Origin of the sequence: Aeromonas sp. ASNIH4, assembly GCF_002934425.1 — a bacterium.
Taxonomy (GTDB): domain Bacteria; phylum Pseudomonadota; class Gammaproteobacteria; order Enterobacterales; family Aeromonadaceae; genus Aeromonas; species Aeromonas hydrophila.
Window position 1 is genome coordinate 3238452 of sequence record NZ_CP026217.1, and the last position, 21093, is coordinate 3259544.

General features: G+C 54.1%; 14 protein-coding genes and 2 pseudogenes. 5 read left to right on the forward strand and 11 right to left on the reverse strand.

The genetic code is table 11. The annotated features are described in order from the left end of the window. Window positions 1-20: 20 nt before the first annotated feature. The 3 genes and pseudogenes from C2U40_RS14865 (at window position 21) to C2U40_RS26550 (ending at window position 2391) form a co-directional block, all read left to right on the forward strand. Window positions 21-1108 (forward strand): IS3-like element ISKpn10 family transposase gene (locus C2U40_RS14865; RefSeq protein WP_099368947.1). Its coding sequence is split into 2 segments (ribosomal slippage): window positions 21-273 and window positions 273-1108, totalling 1089 coding nucleotides; the frame shifts between segments, so codons are not numbered across the junction. Window positions 1109-1146: 38 nt separating this feature from the next. Beyond that, a pseudogene (locus tag C2U40_RS14870) lies at window positions 1147-2001 on the forward strand (ISL3 family transposase); the annotation flags it as partial. A gap of 231 nt (window positions 2002-2232) precedes the next feature. Beyond that, a complete protein-coding gene (locus tag C2U40_RS26550) occupies window positions 2233-2391 on the forward strand; it encodes a hypothetical protein (protein WP_181014913.1) in 159 nt (52 codons plus the stop codon). On the opposite strand, the gene C2U40_RS14875 is transcribed toward C2U40_RS26550, so the two are convergent. Together C2U40_RS14875 and C2U40_RS14880 are read right to left on the reverse strand one after the other, a co-directional pair. Next, the gene (locus C2U40_RS14875) at window positions 2388-2999 is read right to left on the reverse strand and encodes a Fic/DOC family protein (protein ID WP_103828668.1); all 612 of its coding nucleotides are present in this window, start codon (window positions 2997-2999) and stop codon (window positions 2388-2390) included. The genes C2U40_RS26550 and C2U40_RS14875 overlap by 4 nt on opposite strands. A 30-nt stretch (window positions 3000-3029) precedes the next feature. Beyond that, a complete protein-coding gene (locus tag C2U40_RS14880; RefSeq protein WP_103828669.1) occupies window positions 3030-4382 on the reverse strand; it encodes a tyrosine-type recombinase/integrase in 1353 nt (450 codons plus the stop codon). A gap of 854 nt (window positions 4383-5236) precedes the next feature. Here C2U40_RS14880 and C2U40_RS14890 point away from each other — a divergent pair. Both C2U40_RS14890 and C2U40_RS14900 read left to right on the forward strand, forming a co-directional pair. Next, window positions 5237-5581: an AAA family ATPase gene (locus tag C2U40_RS14890; RefSeq protein WP_103828670.1), complete on the forward strand. Its 345-nt coding sequence runs from the start codon at window positions 5237-5239 to the stop codon at window positions 5579-5581. 195 nt (window positions 5582-5776) lie between these two features. Beyond that, window positions 5777-6026 (forward strand): annotated as a pseudogene (locus C2U40_RS14900) (transposase); the annotation flags it as partial. 105 nt (window positions 6027-6131) lie between these two features. On the opposite strand, the gene C2U40_RS14905 reads toward C2U40_RS14900, so the two are convergent. The 9 genes from C2U40_RS14905 to C2U40_RS26135 all read right to left on the reverse strand — a co-directional run bounded on the left by C2U40_RS14905 (window position 6132) and on the right by C2U40_RS26135 (window position 21077). Continuing rightward, a complete protein-coding gene (locus tag C2U40_RS14905; RefSeq protein ID WP_103828671.1) occupies window positions 6132-7676 on the reverse strand; it encodes a formylglycine-generating enzyme family protein in 1545 nt (514 codons plus the stop codon). Further along, window positions 7666-8841 (reverse strand): ABC transporter permease, encoded by a 1176-nt coding sequence (locus tag C2U40_RS14910; protein WP_103828672.1) that lies wholly within the window; start codon window positions 8839-8841, stop codon window positions 7666-7668. Before C2U40_RS14910 ends, C2U40_RS14905 begins: the two co-directional genes overlap by 11 nt. 25 nt (window positions 8842-8866) lie before the next feature. Next, window positions 8867-9577, reverse strand: a complete 711-nt coding sequence (locus C2U40_RS14915) for an ABC transporter ATP-binding protein (RefSeq protein ID WP_103828673.1) — start codon at window positions 9575-9577, stop codon at window positions 8867-8869. Further along, window positions 9577-11547 (reverse strand): vWA domain-containing protein, encoded by a 1971-nt coding sequence (locus C2U40_RS14920; RefSeq protein ID WP_181014917.1) that lies wholly within the window; start codon window positions 11545-11547, stop codon window positions 9577-9579. The genes C2U40_RS14915 and C2U40_RS14920 overlap by 1 nt, the downstream gene beginning before the upstream one ends. After that, window positions 11547-12611 carry a hypothetical protein gene (locus C2U40_RS14925; protein WP_103828675.1) on the reverse strand — a complete coding sequence of 355 codons (1065 nt, stop codon included), beginning with the start codon at window positions 12609-12611 and terminating at the stop codon, window positions 11547-11549. The genes C2U40_RS14920 and C2U40_RS14925 overlap by 1 nt, the downstream gene beginning before the upstream one ends. A 5-nt stretch (window positions 12612-12616) precedes the next feature. Continuing rightward, on the reverse strand, window positions 12617-15319 hold the full coding sequence (locus tag C2U40_RS14930) for a putative virulence factor (protein ID WP_103828676.1): 2703 nt from the start codon (window positions 15317-15319) through the stop codon (window positions 12617-12619). Beyond that, window positions 15316-18384 carry a virulence factor SrfB gene (locus C2U40_RS14935; RefSeq protein ID WP_103828677.1) on the reverse strand — a complete coding sequence of 1023 codons (3069 nt, stop codon included), beginning with the start codon at window positions 18382-18384 and terminating at the stop codon, window positions 15316-15318. Before C2U40_RS14935 ends, C2U40_RS14930 begins: the two co-directional genes overlap by 4 nt. 18 nt (window positions 18385-18402) lie before the next feature. Beyond that, window positions 18403-19872 (reverse strand): SrfA family protein, encoded by a 1470-nt coding sequence (locus tag C2U40_RS14940; RefSeq protein ID WP_103828678.1) that lies wholly within the window; start codon window positions 19870-19872, stop codon window positions 18403-18405. Between the two features lie 65 nt (window positions 19873-19937). Beyond that, window positions 19938-21077, reverse strand: a complete 1140-nt coding sequence (locus C2U40_RS26135; protein ID WP_146054383.1) for a tellurite resistance domain protein — start codon at window positions 21075-21077, stop codon at window positions 19938-19940. Window positions 21078-21093: the final 16 nt, after the last annotated feature.

Below are 21093 nucleotides of genomic sequence, written 5' to 3' on the forward strand. Positions count from 1 at the left end.
TTGAACGCAGGAGGTTCTACATGAAAACATCACGCTTTAGCGATACCCAGATCATCGCCATCCTCAAACAAGCTGAGGCTGGAGCTCCCGTCCCGGAGCTCTGCCGCGAGCATGGCATAAGCACGACCACCTTCTACAAGTGGCGTTCCAAATTCGGGGGGATGGATGCCTCCCTCATGGCTCGACTCAAGGAGCTGGAGGACGAAAACCGCCGCCTCAAGAAGATGTACGCCGAGGAGCGCCTCAAGGCAGAGATCATCACCGAGGCCATGGCAAAAAAGTGGTAACGCCATCTGCCCGCCGGGAGATGGCGACCAAAGCCGTGACTCACTACGCCATATCCATCCGTCTGGCTTGCCGGATCTTCAAGGTCAGTGAAAGCTGCTATCGCTATCAGCCCGTGCTGGTCGATGAAAACCAGGAAATTGCCGATTGGCTGCTACGTATCACGGCCAGCCAGCGCAACTGGGGCTTCGGGTTATGCTTTTTGTACCTGCGCAACGTCCAAGGCTTTGGCTGGAATCACAAACGGGTATACCGGATCTATCGGGCGCTGGAGCTCAATCTGCGGATAAAACCCAGGAAACGGTTGGTTCGGGCTAAGCCAGAGCCGTTGGCGGTTCCCGACCAGCCTAATCAGTGCTGGTCGATGGACTTTATGCATGACCAGCTCAGCGATGGCCGCTCGGTGCGGCTGTTTAATGTGATCGATGACTTCAATCGTGAAGCGCTGTGCATCGAGGTGGATTTCTCCTTACCCGCCTCACGAGTCAAACGGGCGCTGGAGCAGGTGATCACGTGGCGAGGTAAGCCCGCCATTATCCGATGTGACAATGGCCCGGAATACATCAGCGAAGAGCTCAAGCGATGGGCGAAACAGGAGGGGATAACCCTGGGCTATATCCAGCCAGGAAATCCGCAGCAGAATGCCTACATCGAACGGTTTAACCGCACGGTGCGCTACGACTGGCTGGGCCATTACCTGTTTGAGTCACTGAATGAACTACAGGAGTTTGCCACGAACTGGCTGTGGGTTTATAACCATGAGCGGCCCAATATGGCGCTGGGTGGCTACACGCCGAAACAGCGTCTGGCACAGGCCGCATGACCTCTACTTTTGAATGCCCCTAAAAATGGGGGGATTACCATGTCAACCTGCTCACCGGACTGCATTGGCATACCATCAAGACCATCGACATACGCCGACTCCAAGCCAGTGTTGGCACCTTTGAACCTGGCGCTGTGCGACGGCTGGTGATGGACGAGTTCGCCCTGCATAAAGGCCATCGTTATGCCACTGTGATCATGGATGCTGAACGGACTCGTGTGTTGTGGGTGGGCCACGGTAATAGCCGGGAGGCCATTCGCCCCTTTTTCAAGCTGTTGGGCGAACAATGCCAACAGATTGAAGCCGTTGCCATGGACATGAACTCCGCCTTCGATCTGGAGGTGAAAGAGCACTGTCCGCAAGCCGAGGTGGTTTATGACTTGTTCCATGTCGTGGCGGGCTACGGTCGGAAGGTGATAGACCGTATCCGGGTGGATCAGGCCAACGCATTGCAGCATGACAAGCCAGCTCGCAAGGTGGTCAAGCAAGCGCGTTGGCTGCTGCTGCGCAATCGGGAGAACCTCAAGGAAGGGCAAGAGGTGCAATTGCAGGAACTACTGGCCGCCAATCAGCCCTTGGCCACAGCCTATGTACTCAAGGATGCCTTGAAGGAAATTTGGTACGCCCCCGACATCCGGGAAGGCTGGCGACGGTGGAGGGGCTGGACGCGGCACGCCAGGGAAAGTGGTCTGGCACCCTTGAAGGATTTTGCCAGAAACCTCCGGCGTTACATCCGAGGCATCTTAGCGAGCGCCCTCTTTCCAATGCACACCAGCCAGTTGGAGGGGGTGAATAATCGAATCAAGGTGATAAAACGCATGGCCTATGGGTTTCGGGACTCAGAATACTTTTTCCTGAAAATCAAGGCCGCCTTCCCCGGAAAGACGCGATGAACCAAAATTTATCTATCAACTGAGCCCTAGCCATGGATTTGCAGCTCAGCTCTAAACTTGCGTCTGTTTAATCGTTTCATTGCGACGTTTACCATGCTGTCTTCAAGATCATGAATCGGTGTAAACTCAAGCGGATGATTTTGCAGCCTGGGTTTCAGAGGCTGTGTTGGGCTGTATTTTACGACTTCCGATGATATGATTTTGTGCAATCAACGCATGCTGGAGAGCACGATGAACAAACAAAAAGTAAAACCATCTGCGCCTACCAAAGCGCGATTGCTCAGAGCAATTGCCAGCTCTACCGCTATTGAAACAGGCCAGTCCATCAACATGTTGGAGCTGAAGCTCAAACAACCCAACCCCAAGTTCAAATCGCTTGAGCTCGCTTAAACTAGCGCCAGATCCACAAACGTCTGCATCGGGCGATAATCGCATGCTAAACCGGCATGAATAGCGGCAATATAGTTCTGTTTTTGTTGTTCCCAGCCTGAGTAATCCAGCGGTTCATACCCTGCCTGCACCGCCATGACATCAGCCAGTAATCGAGCTAGGCGGCCATTCCCCTCCCGAAATGGGTGGATCAGGATCAATTCAACATGCACCTCGGCAATCGCAGCAATGAGCTCAGCGCGACTCATGCCAAAGCAAGGTGTCAATCGTGACATCTGGTTAGCATCCAGTTCGCTAAGCAGCTTGGGGATTCGTGGTGCTGCGGCAAAGTTAAACCCTCCTTTGCTCATATTGACGGTCCGAAGTTCCCCTGCCCACTTATAAACCTTTCCCAGCCAGCGTCTATGCCACGCCATCAGCGTTGAACTAAGAATTGCCCCCATCGGTAAACGACTGGTCAGGACTTCGTCATACAGCTTTGATAGAAGCAGTAACTCGACATCATTGATTTCATCTGGATCAACAATATCGAGCAGATTAGCAAGAACCAGCTCATTCGAACCGGGCTGGTACTCTGTCTGCTCACCGCCTACCCAATACTTGTTCACTATGACTTCCCCTCGAACCTATACGGGTGGCTATCGCTTCCCGAACTGGACTGTCACAACATTTGACGGATGTTGAGCAACCGCATTGGGATTAGCCGCAATATTTTGCGCCACAAACTCTCCCCAACGTAAAAACAGCGCTCGTAACTTTTCAGGATTACGCAGAGCCCCAGCTTGGTAGGTCCTCAGCAACTTATCGCTGATCTGGTGATTTAACATATGTTCGATTTCGAGCGGACCAGCACCCAGCTCAATACCACAACAGTTGGCAACGCTGCGCCGAAGGTCATGCACACTGAAGGATTCAAATTCAGCCATTTTTCGCTTTTGTAGCCGGTCAAGCGCTCGCATTAACGCATCCCCAGTGATGGAATGACCAAGCTTCGTGCTCGATTCAAATACGTAGGGGCTGATTGGTGAACAGATCATCCTCTGCTCCTCAATAATGGCTTGGGCCAAGGGAGACAGCGTCACCACATGAGGACGTCCACTCTTGGTCTCGGGGATAGTCCAGCGATCGCCATCCAGATGTGCCCACTGCATCGATATCACTTCACCCCGTCGAACGGCGGTCAGGATAATCATCTTGATGGCATTGGCAACACTGCCAGAAAGAACGGTACTGGCGGCAACACCGCGCCCCCCAGCAGCCAAGGCACCGCCTCCTGTAACGCCCTCCTCCAGAGCTGACCACAAGGCTTGTAGCTCCCCAATCGGCAGCCATCGCTCTCTCGGCGGGTTAGGAGTTGCATTATAAATCTTGGGCTTGAGGGCCAGAGTTGGGCTCATCTCCACCAACTGGCGTCGCATGGCCTCCTCCATCACCTGGTTCATGATCCCCATCGCTTTACGCAACCCTTCCAGGCTTACTCTTTGCAGTTTCTGGTAATGGCGATGCAAGACCGCCATGGAGATATCACAGACCCGCTGTTTACCAAGAGCTTTTTCCAAATGAGCCTGGTAGATACGACGATAATCTGATGCCGTTCTAGGACTGATCTCGGTTTGTACGCCATTACGGCGTTTAACCGTGGATTTATGGGTTAGCCATTGCTCGAACAGCTCATCCAGGATCAGCATTTGCTCATTCTTTTTCTTGGTATCAGCCACCACCTGGCGAGGGTCAATACCCTGTTTAACCAGAAGCGCAGCTTGAGAATGGGCTTCTCTGGCTTGCGCCAACCCCATTGATGGATAACTACCGAGAGTCATCTTGTGCTGTTTCTGCGCAATGTAGTAGCGATACAACCAGCTTTTGGACGCGGCCCCAGCTCTAGCCTCCAAACAGAGTCCCTTATTGCCTCCACTGGAAACAGCCATCACAACCCGGAGCTTTCCTTCTGGGGGCGCCAAGGAGCTACACTCTCTATCTGTCTTGATCATGCCATTCTCGCGTACTTGCTCGCGTACTTAAAAAGCATTGTATAGGGGCAAATCGCATCGGACAACATTGGATGAGCTCGATCGACAAACAATATAAACATCAACATCTTACACGCAGAAAATCGGACGAAACTGGACTGCATTGGATTGCAAAAACAGGGCTTCGTAATGCGAAGGTCGGGGGTTCGACTCCTCTTACCGGCACCAGATTTTATCAACTAAAACTGTGGGTTGGTTGTTGCAATTTGATGCGTTACTGAGCGTTGGAATGCAGCATTTAGCTTGTCCAGTGTGGCAAAATTGTGGCATGCCACACTGGCCTCATAGCGGCGAATGGCGCTTGCCAGTGCATGACATAGCAAAACACTGCTGGTAGACTTCATTTCGTTTCGTCACGTAACATCGGACGACAGGCACTAATTCTTTATACCCTCAAGGCTGGGTACGGTGCCGCTCAGGTCAATTACCGATTAGCTAACCGGCACAGCTATTGGATGACCCTTGCCGCCTTGATGGGTTATGACCATGAAACAAACCTCTATGTTACCACCTCCAGCGTGGTGCTTTTGACTGTTGAGCAATTGGCTCTCTGTCTGCATAAATCCGTTGCTAGCATCCGTAGTGACGCGACTCGCAACCCTTGTTCACTTCCCCCTATCTGCCGTTTACCAGGAACCAAGCGTTTGCTCTGGCGTGCTGAAGATGTTGAGCTTTGGCTTGCTGAACATGTCATTAGCCAAAGTTTGGATGACCGAGCTGTTAAATCGGCAGATATGCCTCGGCATGGCCGGCCAACCAAAGCCGAGCAGCTAGCACGACAAAAGTCACAGAATTCAAACGCTAAGAGGTAAGCCATGGCTCTTGACCTACTAGCTGCGTTTGAACAGGAGCCGCCGGCTCTTGACTTCATATGGTCTGGATTTTTGGCCGGTACCGTGGGAGCACTGATCGCACCAGGAGCAACAGGTAAAAGTTTGTGGGCATTGCAGGCCGCAATGGCTGTGGCTTGCAAAGAGTCTGATGGCGATCTGTTGCAACTACGCCCGACCCGTTCGGGCCGAGTAATCTATATGGCTGGTGAAGATCCGGCTGCAGTGCTTAGTCATCGCGTCCATGCGCTTGGCAAACATCTATCGCCCAAAGCGAGGGCCTCTATTGCCACAAACCTCGCATTGGAACCGATGATGGGTGTGAGTTGAGATCTCATGAATCCGGACTGTTTTCAGGCTCTGGTGCATAAGGTAGATGGATATCGCCTTGTTGTTCTCGACACCCTCAGCCGTATGCATCAGATGGACGAAAATAGTAACTGAGACATGTCTCAGCTGATTACCCTAGACTGACCCCATCCCAATAGACGATTCTGCCCTAGAGTTTGAGCATAGGAGGAGCGTATGGGCACACCGCGATTTACACCTGAATTTAAAGAGGAAGCGGTACGTCAGATCACTGAACGTGGTTATTCAGTGGCAGAAATATCTGACCGGCCGGATGTTTCTGCACACAGTCTCTATAAATGGTTGAGGTCCATTAAACCGGATAATAGCGAGCAGCATACCCGCGATTTACTGGAAGCCAAAAGTGAAACTGAAGCTACGGGCGCAGCTAAAACACACCCAAGAAGAGCGGGATATCCTGAAAAAGTTAGGGGCGTGATAGCCCCTTCGCATAGAGACTCATAGATATTGGAATTCAGAACATAACCTCACCATTGGTCAAATAGGCTCAGTTTTTTTAAACTCCATTAAATCACTGAGACTTCTTACAGTTTTCCAACCACATCGCCGCATCAATTTTTCCATTTTGCAGATAACGCTGCTGGCTTGCCCAATGAGTTGCAAGAAATGGTCTAAGTCCATTCAGCTTTTTGTTAATTGTCAGCATTTGATTAAAAACTGATACTTGCTCTTTAATTGGGCCCTCACCATACATGGATGCAGACTCAACCAAACCACTGGCGTAATAGCCCGTAAGCTGGCTCAGTCGTTCTTTTTGCTCATCCAGTTTGGTCTTGCGAGCTGCGCAGTTTTGATCTGCTTTATCACTGCAGAGCAGCTCATAGTTGGAGCTAAGAAAATCCAAGAATTTGCCATCATCTTGTAACTTGGTGCAAAGAAAGGCACCGAGGTTAAGGCTGGCGCGAATCGACTGTGCACGCTCTTCCTGCTGCTTTTGGTTGCTAGCCCTGAGCTGGCCTTCCAGGTTTTTCAGTTTCTGCTTGAGCGCCTTATCGTCAACCCCGGAGGCCAGTGTGTTCAGCTCGCTGACCGCATCCTTCTTATCACTGGCCTCCCCTGCCGGTTTGTTTGCTCCCAGTTGCCGCCAGCTGCTCTCGATGCTCTTGACCCGCTTGGTCGAGGTCATGGTGGGAGAAACTAGCACCAGTCGTAGTCCGGTACTCTTGCTGGTAAAGTGACGATCGTCATCGTAGTAACTCACCTCTTTGCGGGCCGCACTGCGCAAGGCGGCCTGCTCGGTAAGGTAATTTCCACCTCGTACCACATAACCACCTGCCTGACCATGCTGACGATCGAGCTTGTTGAGGTAGAAAGGTTCAAACATCATCTCGTCCACGTTGCCCAACATGTCGTGCAAGCCCAACGGGTTAGGAGCAAGCAGCCCCACTAGTTGCAAACGACCATTGGCTGACTGAGCCCCGGCAAACCATTCATGCTCTTTAAGGTCATTCATTGGATAACGAATATCACGAAACTCAGCGCTGTTGACCTTGAGCCCGCCACGAGCGGCAAATTCCCACTCGATTTCGGTCGGCAAGCGTACAAACCCCGCTTTACCATCTTCTTTAGGGATCAGGTCAGCGGCATGCTGTCGCAACCAAAGATTGTATTTATCGGTTGCCGCGACCCCATCAAACCAGCTTATGCCGCTCGCCGGCAGGCTAAGCTTCTTCGATGGTGTAGGGCAGGTATCTGCGGTAAGTGCCTGATATTGCAGCTGGCTCAGCTCATATTTAGCCATCAGGTAATAGCGGCCCTGCTCCTTAGCTGACTGAGTGAAACTACCGGCAATGAAAGCAGGATGAGTGTGCTCGACAAAGCCCCAGTCGCCGCCGTCTTGACCTACCTGAATGGGTAAGTCTTCCAGCGGGCCGCTGACTGGCACCTGCACTCGCCGAAAGGCCATGGATCCCTCGCATGGCATCGGCAGGATCACATCTTCTGCATCGGGTTTGGGATTGTAATGTTTCTCTGGCCATGGCTCAGCAAATGTACTACCGCTGGACAGGGCACATCCCATGACGATGAGCCGGGATAAGGTCTTCTTAGAGTTCACGCAGACTCTCCGCAGGTTGAATGGCAATGGCTCGTCGCGCGCCAATCATGGTCACCAGAATGGCCACTGTCAGGGCCAGAATTAGGGCCAATAAGCTATGAAATGGGGTGATCCGGCAGATCATCTGTTCGGTACTCTGGCTGCTAGCCAGCGTCCGATTAAACAATGCACTGCCGCTCAGATAGAGCAAAATGCCGCCCCCATAGGCAAGCAGCGTCAGGATCACCCCCTGAAAGATGATGTAGAGGCCCACCGCCGGGCTGGTGAAACCGAGTAGGCGCAATACTGCAATGTGCTTGCGTTTGCGATCCACGTTCGCGAGGAAAGCGCCGATCAAGGAGGCAATACAGCCGATCAGCGCGGTGCCAGCGATGACGTTGAAGATGAGGCTAAGTACCCTGTTGATACTCTTTATGTTCTCGATCTCTGCCAGCCGGCTCACTGTCTCGATGCGTTGCTGCTTGAGCCAAAGATCAAGCGCCGCCACCTGGTCAATGCTGTTTGCATAAAGGCGGGCGCGGGCAAACATCGGGGGTTTACCCGTTAACGGCTGACCTGTGCTGATCCCCAGCATAGGGATACGATAGCCATCACGAAATGACTCCAGCGCCAAGAGCAAGGGCTGCTGCACGAACAGGGCGGGACGGTTGAAATAAGTGGGTGCCAGAATCGCCCCCACGGTCAGGGTTCGCTCTCCCCATTCGCGCCGAGTATCTAGCTGGCGCATGACGCGCAAGCGGATAGTATCACCCTCACGAACGGCCAAGCGGCGCGAAGCCTCAGCACTGAGGATCACCTCATCCTCCCCCCCCAACTGCAATGCCCCAAGCAGCGGGTCACCAAAATCGGTCGGGATCACCTCTGCATTTTCAATGAAATGGCTCATATCTTTCAGCAAATCGGCTTGAGTATTGAGAGATCGGGTTTGGCCGATGGCAAAACCTACCTCCGATTTTTGCTGCAGGGCAGCGATCCATTCTGCTGAATAGTGGCCACTGCTCACCATGCGGATCTCCAGATTACGTGGATCTCTCGCAAGCTCCTGCTGCAACTGGCTTACTACCCCATAACGCAGCCCAAACATCAGGAGTAAAGGGGCGATGACGGCCACCAGCGAGGAGATAATACAAAACGATACCGAGCGATCATGCCAAAGATCCTGCATGGCCAAGCGCAGCAGTAGTCCGCGATTAGGAGAGCGCAAAATGAGTTTCTCCCCGCGTCAAATTAGCTTTGAGACAGGGCAAGCCAAACGTCTTGACCAGCCCCCAATCATGGGAGGCCACCAGCGCCGCGATGCCCCACTCTTGAACTAACTCGATAAAGAGCGCAAAAAGCAACCTAGCAGTATGGGGATCAAGCGACGCCGTAGGCTCATCGGCCAGTAGCAGCTTAGGTCGATGCGCTATCGCCCGTACAAAAGCAACTCGCTGGCGCTCCCCGATAGAAAGCTGTGCCGGTTTCTTGTGCAGCAATTCAGCTAACTTGAGGGTCTGGACGGACCGCGTGAGTAACCGTTCATCTTCTGCGATGCCTAGCAGTTGGCAGGGCAAGCGGATATTGTCTCTCACCGTCAAAAAGGGCAGCAAGCCGCCACTTTGCAACATAAAGCCTATTTTGGCTGCGCGAATAGCGGCTAATGCGGGTTGATCGTTGTTCGCCAGTAAACGGGCAATATCGACCACAGCTGGGGTAGAGTCAGTAAAGTCCATCTCGAATCGGCCTACACGGTTGGGGGTGAGTAAGAGCCCTATCACCTCAAGCAGGGTACTCTTGCCGCAGCCACTTTCCCCTGTCACTGCGACTACCTGCCCCAGAGGCAAGTTCAGTGAGGGCAAACAGACCCTGTGGGCCAGTTCACCGCTGCCCCGCACTATGCTCATCGTTTCGATACAAAGCATCAGGGCATCATTTCCAGAGGTACCGGATAGACATGATCACGGGGATCGCTATCCTTGGCCAGCGCCACCCAGCGACTGACATCCGCATTGTATCGCTGGTAATGGCGCAACTTGATCGCTAGGGTGCGGATAAACTTCTCCTGTGCCAACCCATCCCAACTCTTCCAGGTCTCCTCATCCAGATTGAGCACATCACTGCGATAAGGCAGATCGGCAAGGTATTCCCCCATCATCCCCAGATCCGTGATGCTGGTGTTATCCAACTGCTTGAGCTGATTGGGATCAGCCCCCATGGTCGCAGCTACCGAGCGCAAGCGCTCGAACATCTTGGCCGGTGAGATCATTCCTTCATTAGCCGCATCCAAAATCTGTTTCACCACATCGCTAAGATCACTAAGCTGGCCCTTGGTGAGCAACACCCTGACCTCGGTGGTCGGGAGATTCTGCTTGATCAGATCCCGGTCGCTGATCCAGGCCTCGAACACCAAGGGAGCCTGCGTTCCGCTCTTCTTGCCGAGGTAGGAAAGCTGCATGGCATGACCGATTAGCGCGGTATCTTGCAGCAATTTTTGCTCCGGGGTGAGCGAATCATCCTCCTTGGCGTTACTGGCACTGCCGATGGCAGGTTCGCCAAAATAGGAGGCTTTTACCTGCTCGGTGATGGCGGTCGCCAATGCATCAACCTTGCCACCAAACTCGTTCACATCGCCAGCATTCACCGGATAGTAAAGCGAGGTATTGGTACCACTGTAAGTCGATAACTCCTGATATTGGCTCGCAGCTTTGGCGTGATCTTTCTTGCCCGCCGCCGTTTTCAGGTGCAGGGTATATATTGCCACACCAGGGTTGGCAGCTTCCAAGCGGATTTGCTTGGCATCCAATCCTGTTGTAGATAGCTTGTTATCCCCCTCTATCGCACCTGCATCGGTGATCAGCACCACATAACGGGCTCCAAAATGGCTCCAGTCGACCTGATCTATCGCCTGCATCACTCCTGCATACGCATCCTCATTGAACAGCTTGCTCGACACAGTCGCCTGTTTGAGGTCGGCCACTTTTTTCAAAAAGTCGGCACCGTCTTTGATTTCATTAGGATCGGCATACATGCGGGTGGTGTACTCCAGACCTGGCACCGCCTTGGCGTTGGAACGAAAGGAGATCATGCCAAATTTTACCTGCTGACCCAGATTTTCCTTGTTGATCCGTTCATAGACCTTACGCACGGCCTCGCGGGTACGCTCGATATAAGGCCCCATCGAGATGGTTGAATCCACCACAAACACCACAGCGGCATTGAACTCCTTGAGCTGGCTTACCTTGGCACTGGGTTCAACACTGGCCGCATCGGCCTTGCTAACCGAGGCTACATTGAGCAAACGGGTGTAGAAACCATCCTCGGTCATGACCTCCTCACCACTGAGGATGGGTAACAGATAGAACTGTTGCTGCAGATCAACAAAGTACTCGGGTTCTTGCGCCAGCACCCCGCCAGCATTGCCCTGCTTCTTCAGCGCAGCGCGCAGCGGAGCCACCTTGGCGACCGGATCTGCCGCTTCCAGGATCTGGTTGAGTTGATCTCGCTCCTTGAAAAAGAGCAGGCGATCCCGGTTAGCCGGATTGGTAAACGCCAGAGTCAACTGCATCTTCCAATCCACGGTACACGACTTGGGTAGCCAACCGATGCTTTGACCATAGCTATCGGGACCGACCTTGACCCAACCTGCCCCCTTGGCATTGACCTGCTCATAGACATAGAAGCTGCTGAAGGCGGGTTGCAGCACCCCAGATGTCTGACCTGCCTCGGCCACCAGTTCGCAGCCAGGGGTGGTCAAAACTCGCTGATAGAGGCTTTTTTTCCCTTCCTGTAACAACGGGCGAGGCCCCGATGTCGTCTCGGTCGCCGCCACACCTGCGCTCCCCAACAGCAGCAGGAGTGTTGTCGAGTAACGCAATAACCTGGTTGTTGCCATCACTTGCTTAACTCCTCATAGCGCTGTTTGGCCTCGTCATTGTCGGGTTCAACCTGCAGTACCGTGTCATACCAATAAGCGGCCGTGGCGTTGTCAGCCTCTTTGAAACAGTCGTTCGGCTGGTGAAACTTGGGATCATATTCACGGGCATAGGCCAAGGCCACCTTACTATCCCCCCCCTGTGCACGGTTGGCATAAAGACGCTGCGCTACACCACACTGTTGAGCAGACTTGGCACGCTGGATCACTGCCAATAAGGTATCGGTTGGCGGCTGCTGTGCAATACAGGCCTGTACAAACTCCAATTCGCTATTCGTTGCCAAGTTAGCCGCACTGCAACCATCCTCCGGTGCCTCGCCGCTGGCTTCATTAACCACGGGTTCTGCCGCCACCGGTTCGGCAGCCGTTTCAGCAATAGGATCGGCCACGGGTACCGCTGCTGAGCGACTAAACCAGAAGATAAGGGCGCCAATCAGCAGCAACAGCACCACCCCACCCAGGATCAGCGGCATCTTCGATTTAGGCGCAGCCGTAGTGGCTACCGGTGAGGGGGTCACCACCAGTACTGGTTCTGGTTCGACCTCAGGTTCGGCACTGAAGGTTAGCAATTCAATCTCAACCGGCTGCTCGATGGGAGCAGGTTCTGGCACTGGGGACACATCAACCACGGGTGAGTGAATGACGCTGCTACCACCATATTCACCCACTTCTCCTCGGGCGCTGGAGGGAAATAGCGCCTCGCGCGCCATTTGCAACGTGGTATGACGGATTTCACCAGAAGCCAGCTTGACGTTGATCTGCGTGGGGCTGGCGTTGGCCAGTAAGGGATCCACGATCGCAGCCCCCACCCGAAAACCACTGCCGCTTTGTAGCGGATAACCGCCGCGGATACCGAACCAGTGGGGTGCAGGGCTCCACTGCCCCCCCTCTTGCAAATAGTTCTGTTGATTATTGAGTAGAGAAAATTCGAGCCCCTCGACCAGTTCGGCAATGCCCCGCAACCGGATCAGTAGTTGGGCTTCACCCGGCACGGCGGGGTCGGTTGCAATTATTTTGGCTAGCATGGTGCTTACTCTTGTTTTAATTGATGGATGATTTGGCCCAAACGCTGATTCTGATCGTGAGAAATATCCCGCGTGGCACTATGACCCGCGTTATCTTGGGTGATCAGAACCAGGGAAGAGAGCCAGTCCCCCAAATATGCCATGGCAGGATTGAGCGGCATCGCAGGCAGACAAGGCAACGCGTTCTGGCCTATTTCTGCGCCACGGGCAAATAGCTTGCCCTTAGCGCCCGTATAGCTGTGTGGCACCTTCTCGGGTGGCATGGCCAAATAACCAAACCAGGCCACAAAGTCACGCAAGGTGAACTGCGCCTTCATCACTTGCCGTGCCAGCTGTTGTTCTCGCCGTACCCCCGCCTGCTCCTGCCCCGCCAGGGCTCGCTTCAACGTCCCCTCCAGATCTAAACGGTTAGCGGCCGTGATCACCTCTTCGGTGAGCAAATCGATCAATTCGCTCTCGATACCGAGTTGAGCCGCCAGGTTTTTTTGAGTGGACAGATCACGCAAATGTGCGACCCAAGCCTTGAATACCTCACGGGCGAAACCATCATCCTGGCCTACCCGCTCTTTAGCCTTGATGGCGGTCTCCGCCACGGCGATATCTGCCTGATCGCAAGACGTGCTCGCAAATGGGCTGTTACCAAAGGGACTGGCACCAAAGGGCATCTGCCCAAATGGGTTGGCAGGGCTACTGCCATAAGGCGAGATAGTGGCTGCGTCCCCCCCCTCATCCTTGGGGGCATCCTCGCGGATGCTGAGGTAGATATTGCCCAGTTCTGCTGCGGGCAGTTCCAATTGACCGATCAGCTCACCCAGAGAGCCAACTCGAGCACCCAGCCCATTCCAAAGCTGATTAGCTATCTCCCGCTTTTTCGCCAACTGCCCATCACCATCTTGTTCATACCAACGCCCCAGCAGGTGCTCCGCCAGCTCTTTGCGCTTGGCATCCAGTTGCTGCTGGAGTCGATCAAGTTTGAATTCAAGATTTGCCACGCCCCTCAGCGCGTGTCCAAGCCGGGCCATACCACCATCGTTGAGCGACATCATGGCGGTCCATGCTGCGTGGGGATCAGCAACATGTTGTGCCACACCTTTTCCTGCCGCAAAAGAGCTCGCCATCTGTTGCAACATCTCAGCATATTGAGGTGCAACAGCCACTTCTCTTTCACCTTCCATGCTCAAAAAAGGGACCGGCATGCCGGGTTTGCGCACCAAGAAACAGTTGTTAAATGGATGTCCAGGTGTCCATTCCTGGATCCAGTCATACTGGCCAAAACGCTCCAGCAGGGTTTGTTGCATCAAGCCATCCGCCCCCTCCTTGAGCTGGTTCGGCGTAAACCCAAGTCCATCCTGAATCCGCTTATCGAACATGGTCAGCGCCCAAAACAGACCCGGTTTACGACTCTGTCGCTCACTGGCACTCTTGCCCTGGGTCTTTTCGACCCAGCGAGTCAGCACGGGCCCCACACTGGTCACGTCACTCTGTTTGGCGGCGCTGGCACACACCACCAAGGCATTCATCTCCTGATTGTCGGTATAACGCTCGAACAGATACGCGACCTTGCCACGCAGCAACAGCTGAGAAATCGGACTACCGCCTGCGCTGGCGGCCTCTTCCAGTTTGCTAATCGCAAGACGACCGCGGTAGCCGGGGAAATCAAGCAAATCCACCTGCTCCACCAAACTCTGCGCAGGCCCCTCGATCATCGGAAAGATCAACTCGGTGGTCAGGGCTGCCAGCTGGGCCTGGGCAATCGAGGCCGGTGAGTGCCGACCATCAGCGTCCAAGTAACAGATCTCGACGGTTCTGTCCTTGGCTGACCCCAGCAAGCCGAGGCTATCCACGTTCATAATGCTGACACTGCCATTACCTTGATTCAGCAGACAATCCAGAGGAGCATAGACAGTCTTGGCGTGGCCCAGCCGGGCAAGGCTGCTCGCCAGATTGCAATAGAGCTCGGTGAGCTCCGCTTGTTCACCCCACAACAGGGAGAACAACTCGGCCCGCTCAACGGGCGTCAGCGTGGGGGCCAGTTGCAATACCCGCGGCCAGTAGCTATGTTCAAGCTTTTCCACCGACTTTTTAAAACTGCCGTTCAAATAGTCCCACAAGGCCACCACATCATCACGGCTGACGCCGTTGTTGGCCACCGGGGTGATAGGGCACTGTTCAAATGGCTGCAGCCGCGCTGCGATACAAGTCTCATCAAGCTGATAGCTCAGTCGCTCATGGTCAAAATCGTTGAACCAGGTGTTGGCCAAGATCTTGGCCAAATCGATCTCGCTAAACAGTTGCAAGGGCACCGGGTAATTCGCCGGCGCAGCGCTCTTGGCACGGGTAAACCTAGTGACCAAACCGGTAGCCTCTTTGCCGCCGCCCACTGGGTTAACCTCTTTGATAAAGTCAACCTGACGCGCCCCATAACACCCCTCCAGCGCACCATTACCGCCAGCGGCCAAGGCTGAGATCAGATAGGATTTACCCGCTTGGGAAATGCCAAAAAAACCCACCGTCATGGGCGTACCGGCCACCCGCTTGAGGCTGCAGGCCATATTGCGAGCCCGATGCAAACTGAGGTTAAGCTTATCCGCCTCATTATCGAGACGGTGGGAGTCATGGCGCACGGCATCGACCCAGCCAAGTGCATCCAGGGCACTGTGCTCGATGGTCGCCCAGCCCTGACTTAAGATCTCCTGTTGAGGCTTCATTGTTGTTTTACACTCCCGCTATCCAACCAGTGTCTGCTATCAATGAGTCCGGCATCTGGCATGGTGTTGAGCTCCAGCTCGAGATCCCGTTTATTGAATGTTTTGTCGGTATTACTGCTCACCTCGCTGACGATCAGCTTGTCACTGATAAGCCCCAATGCCCTGGCACGGTTATCCTTGCCGATGGCCAACTTGACCTCCAGATAGGGTGAACTGCCATCCAAGGACTTGGCCTGAGTATACTTGGCTCGCCCCTCATCACTGAAATGCAAGGTATAGAAGGGGGCCGCAGTCCAGCGTTCAGCATCGAGCTGACGATAGCCCAAGCGCAAATCACCGCGCATGATCCAGACTGGGGTATCCGTCTCTTCACTCCCCACCCTGGGCAATCTGATCTGGCCCTCATACGACTGAATGTCGCGGTAGGTCACATCGTGATCGCGGATGATATTTTGCAGATCGATGATCCCCATATGGCGAATGGTGGAGTAAGGCTTGAGCGCTGCAGTGCGAAAATGGAAGTTAGGAATACGGTGATTGGCACACAACAAGGTGATCATGGCCCCCACCGAAGCGGTGCTCTTCGGATCATCAATTTGACCATTCTTGTGGAACGGATACCACGTGCCGGTGTGATAACCATGTAACGGTAAAATGCGTCCTGGTGGTAATGGCAGACACGTCCGAATGAAGGCCTGAATACCCGGTAGCAAGGAGGGGCGCCCGGTTAGCAGTAGCATGTCGCAATGGTAATGGGCCATCACCTCACACAATGCGGCCAACACCTTGCAGATGTTGAAACGACCCGACAGCAACGCCTGATGCACGCGCGCCAAATTGAAGGTAATGGGCACCTCGCGCAGCGTGAAGTCACTGCCGCCACCCGCTTTTTGCACCTCCCGCTGTACAAACGCCTCGACCGCCGCACTGATGTTATTGGCTGGCACCAAGTCGCCATAACGCAGGCTCTCACTCATGTTCGCGCCCAGGCCTTGCGGATCGTAATGTTCATACCGGCCGAGTAAAGCAAGGGCTATCGGAACAAATACCTGCAAGTTGAGCTGCTGGCGCAGCACCGCTTCCGCCGCACTCACATTATTAGCGCCACAAAGCTGCGACATCAGGGTATCAACCGAACCAACACCGCACAACTTGAACGCGCTCTCCAGCGCGGGCAGTACCCACAGCTGGATAACATCGAGCAGGACATCGTCCCCCGCTATCTTGAAGCTGTCCCGAAAGCGCTGCTGTGGCACGATATGGGCATTGACTCCGGCCCCCTGTTGCCCGCTACGATCGAGGGCATAATCGGTGATCACCAGATCCGTGGTACCGCCGCCAATATCGATGGAAGCAAGAGTAATACTTTCCCGATCCTTTCTATCGGGACGGCCCAACGCGGCAAAAAACTCCTCCGGATGACCGGCGAAGTTCTGGTTTATCTCGGTATAGAGGTAGACCAGCTGAGCACAGGAAGCCTCGTCCCATTCCACCCGGACCCGGGGCAGCGGCACTTGGAGGTGATCCCGCACCTCCCCATCTTCCTGACGACGATAAGGATCCTGTTCCCCCTGATGCCAGCGCAGCGCCTTCCACACCAACCCCACAGCCTGGTGCATCCGCTCATCAAGAATACAACGTTCGGCCATCGGCATGCCGGGCGGCACGGTGAGAATGATGTTGCGCAACTGACGCGGAATACCGGAATGCCCCTGGCGAGTGCGTTGCGCCGGGCTGTTGATCTGGGTCAGCGCCTGGGTCAATACCTCTGCCAGCATAAAGGTCATCAGGGCGCTGCGCGAGTAGCGGGGTGTAAACACCGGGATGCGATCCATCTCATCCTCTATGGTGTGCAGCGCTTCCCCTTTTTCATTGATAAGGTTTGCAAAAGGGGCCGCCGTTGCCAGCGCATGGGTATCATGCTGCTGATACGCCGAGTTGAAGCGCCAGCCCTGACCATAAAATTTTTCATCCCACAGGTAGCGCTTTGGACTAGAAAGACCCGTTGAACCTTCACTGCCGCGACGGCGGCTGGCCAAGCGACCCGCCTCGTTGCCGATCCGGGCGATGGTCGGCCATTGAAACGCATCATGGCGACCACTGCGAACCGAGCAGTGATCCTTGCCAAAGAAGGCCTGAGAAAATTCGATGCGACTCTCGAAAGGCTGGCTATATACCTGTTCAGGGGCGTTTAGATCCCGCAGTTGCAACACATAGTTGTGCATCAGGCCAGAACCGGACTGACCATGATCCTCAATCAAAATGCCGCAGGTACGAGAGTTACCCACATCGAGTACCAGATCTACCGGGATCGGCTTGATGGCATTGGTCTCGCCGTTAGCGATGATCCGAAATTGCGGGATCTCGACCCTTGGCGGCTCTTTGCTTTGCTGATCAGCGACCGGCTTCGCCAACAAGGAGAGCAGATTAAGGTAATGTGCAACTGGGTATTGTTGCTGTATCTCGCTATCCCGTTCCTCTCTATCACGTCCTTGGCTTGCATCATTAAAGACCTCAAGCAGCCACTCTTTTAGCCAAGGCTGGGTCAAATACCAACCAAGGGCATAGGTCGAGGTGGCAAGTTGGAAGGTGGCCCCTGCACTGACATCTTCTTGATTGGGCCCCAGATCAGCTGAGCCGTGCAACTTGGCCATGATCCGGGTATCAAAAGCCAGAGTCAGACGATGGGTATGACCATCCAAGTCCGGCTCTTGCAGTTTGACCAACCGAAAACGTGCCCAGTTGATGGGTCCCTCGTTGTAGAAATGGGGAGAATTAAACCGGAACAGCGGCAGCGGTAGCCAGGTCCCGTCTAGCAACTCGAGGCTGCTCTTGAGTGCGATATCATACTTCGCGCGCGCCTTTTCGATGGCGTCGGGCCCTGGCTGGAAGAAATGGAAATCCTTCTCTTCGTTGTACAGCAGACGAGTGAGCACGCCGTTGGCCAGCTCAACAAACTCACCTGCCTGCTCGCGCCCCAGCGTCAGACCGAAATCCATAAACTGGATTCCGGAATCACCCACCAGGGTGACCTGACGATCAAATGATTTTATTTCTGGCAACATGATTATCTCTTCCTGCCCTTAGGGATTTTGCTGGCGCATCTTAATGGGGAACTGCTGCTCACCCTCATTGCGGCCCACACAATCGGTACCATTGTCCGTTCCTGGCTTACATTCGATTTGAGGGATCATATAGCTGGATCCATCTGCACACCGCGCTTGCCCCAGATTATTAATACTCAATTGGCCGTCTGTAATTACGCCGCTAGCCGCGCCCCGACACACAACCCCATTGGACTGGCGCAAGCTAACTTGACCTTTACCCTCTTTGAAGCTGTATTGCAGTTGCAAAGGCTTGCCGGTCTGGGTGTCCTGAATACCCCCGTTAACTTTCCAGTCACCGTCTAAAAACTGGGCGGGTCCATTGGCAATGGTCGGCGGTATCGTCAGCTCCTTACCTTGAGATACCTGATGTGCGACATCAGTGCTAGGGGGACTTGCTGGCGGTAATGTGGGCGGCTCTAGGTCTGCAGCTGCGCTAGGCATCGAAGCTTGCGGGGAGCTTGCTGACACAGGCTCCTCACCGCTAGCCAAGGGGGCTGGTGGAGGCGTAGGCGGATCGTCTGACGCTAAAGCGGCGCTGTCCACCGTGGTATGCGACTCTGATGCTCGACTAGGTACTGTCGCTGCCACATCAGCAGGACCATGCGCAGCGGGCAGCGCTTGCCCTGATGCGGGAACAGCTACTGCACTATCCCTGAGTATTGGCAAGCCCATCGATGATACGCCAGGCAGCGAAAAGCTGGGGGCACAGGATCGCAAACCAAACAGCAATAATGCCAACAGAGCCAGCAACAACAGCGGCCAGAGCAACCAGCTCCAACGCCAGCGACTCCACCAACTCGCGCTCTGGATTGTCGGTGTTACCGGCTGGGCATACATGGGGATTGCCGGCACCGCGCCTGTTGTTGGCACTATCTCACACGCAGGTGCAAGCTCTGCGACGGGGGCACTCGCGGCTACTCCCGGCGTAGTCAAGCTCGGGCTCACAGGCTTTAGCCAGTGCATCGGGTCACGTTGTTCGTCGTTATCGTGCACAAACCCCCAAAACGTGATTACCAATACCCCATCAACCAGATAGACAAAATCCTGATCCGGAAAATTGACTACCTGTTTGAGCAAACTTGCAAAGACCCGTTTATCACCCCCCCTATCCTTGTTATCAGTGGTCAGCAGTTGCTCGCTCAGTGCCAGCACAGCTAACTTGAAGGATTCAAGCTGCGAATAAGCAGCCGCTCGCTCAGACTCCGTAGCACTGCTCCATGGGATCACATCTCCCGCAAAACTACTGTACCAATCGGTTTTATCCCCCCCTTGATGGTTTTGCGGAATGGCCAAATGGCGTGCAAGCTCCTGCCCCGTATCCAGACGACGGATGGTCTCCCGTAATTGAATGGCCATACGGTAGACAGGGAAACCGGTCTCACCGAGCGCCTTAAACGCAGAATTATGACCACTGCGCAGTAATGGACCCTGGATGGAATCCTGCATCTGTAAACCCTCAAAAAATCTAATTATGTTATTGCGAGACTCAGCCCTTGTGACAGCAGGACGGCTTAACCTTTACCCTTGGTTGAATGCCACTCCAACCCCCATCCAAACGCCTTATCGATGTTCTTTCGATCGTCAAAATACTGGTTTATCCGTTCAACTTTGATGGCGCCATCAACATTAATTAACCGAGCGATGACACTCACAGGCATGTCTTCATCCCCTTCGGTCAAGTGCGTCGTAATGGGTGACTGACCGGGAATATGTATGGTGATGGTGGCCTGAGTATTTTGCCAATTGGAGGCACCGCTATAAATGAAGGCATAAATCAGCACCTCATCGATCTGCTGCCAATGAGAGCCGTTAATTAGCAACCACTCCCCATGACTGTTGTCCCCACTACGATCATCTCCCTCCAACGCCACATAAGGCACGTTGTCATAATCACCAAACAGACGACTGAGCGCTTCAACCCCGGTTTTTTTCTGATTTTTCAGCCGAACAAACGCAGCGACATCCAGATCGATCGCATTGTCTGGGTTAGGGTTAGTCCAATTGAGATTGACCCGAATACGGCCATAATCGTGTTGCTTGACTAGGCTGACGTTGGGCTGTTCTTTGGTCAACTCGGTTAGCGGCTTGCCGCCAGAGGGGAGATCAACGGGGAATAACGCAGGCCAGCAACTCAGCAGCAGGCTCCCTAGTAGCAGCGCCAATAATATCGCAGCCAGACAGCCATAATGCCTGGCGGTAATCCGGTGCCCCTTGTGAAGCCTCGGGGTGGGTTCTTCTGGCAGAATTGGGTCTGCAGGCTGTTGCGGGATCCCCCAGTGAACCAACACCGGCTCACCATTGATGCCGTAGCACGCGAGTTGTGGTGTCTGCTTGAGCAAGTTATGCAGTCGCTCGGCAGGAACTGGCTCACCACGGCGAACAAGCTCTTCTGCCAGTTGACGGATCGCCTCTTGGCGAAGCAGACATTTCTCCTGCAGCATGGCTTGTTCTGTAGCAGGGAGCGCATTCAGCAGTACGGGTTGCCCTTCACGCTCGCTCCACCACTCCAGATTACCATCGCGGCTACGACGCGCCGTCGCAAACAGGCTGGTAATAAGGGGAGGAAAATAACGACAGAGTACTGCAAGGCTCTGCTCATAATTTTCGAGTGCTTTTTCGTCAATCGGAAAATCCGATATTATTCGCTGCATAAAGAGACTTCATATC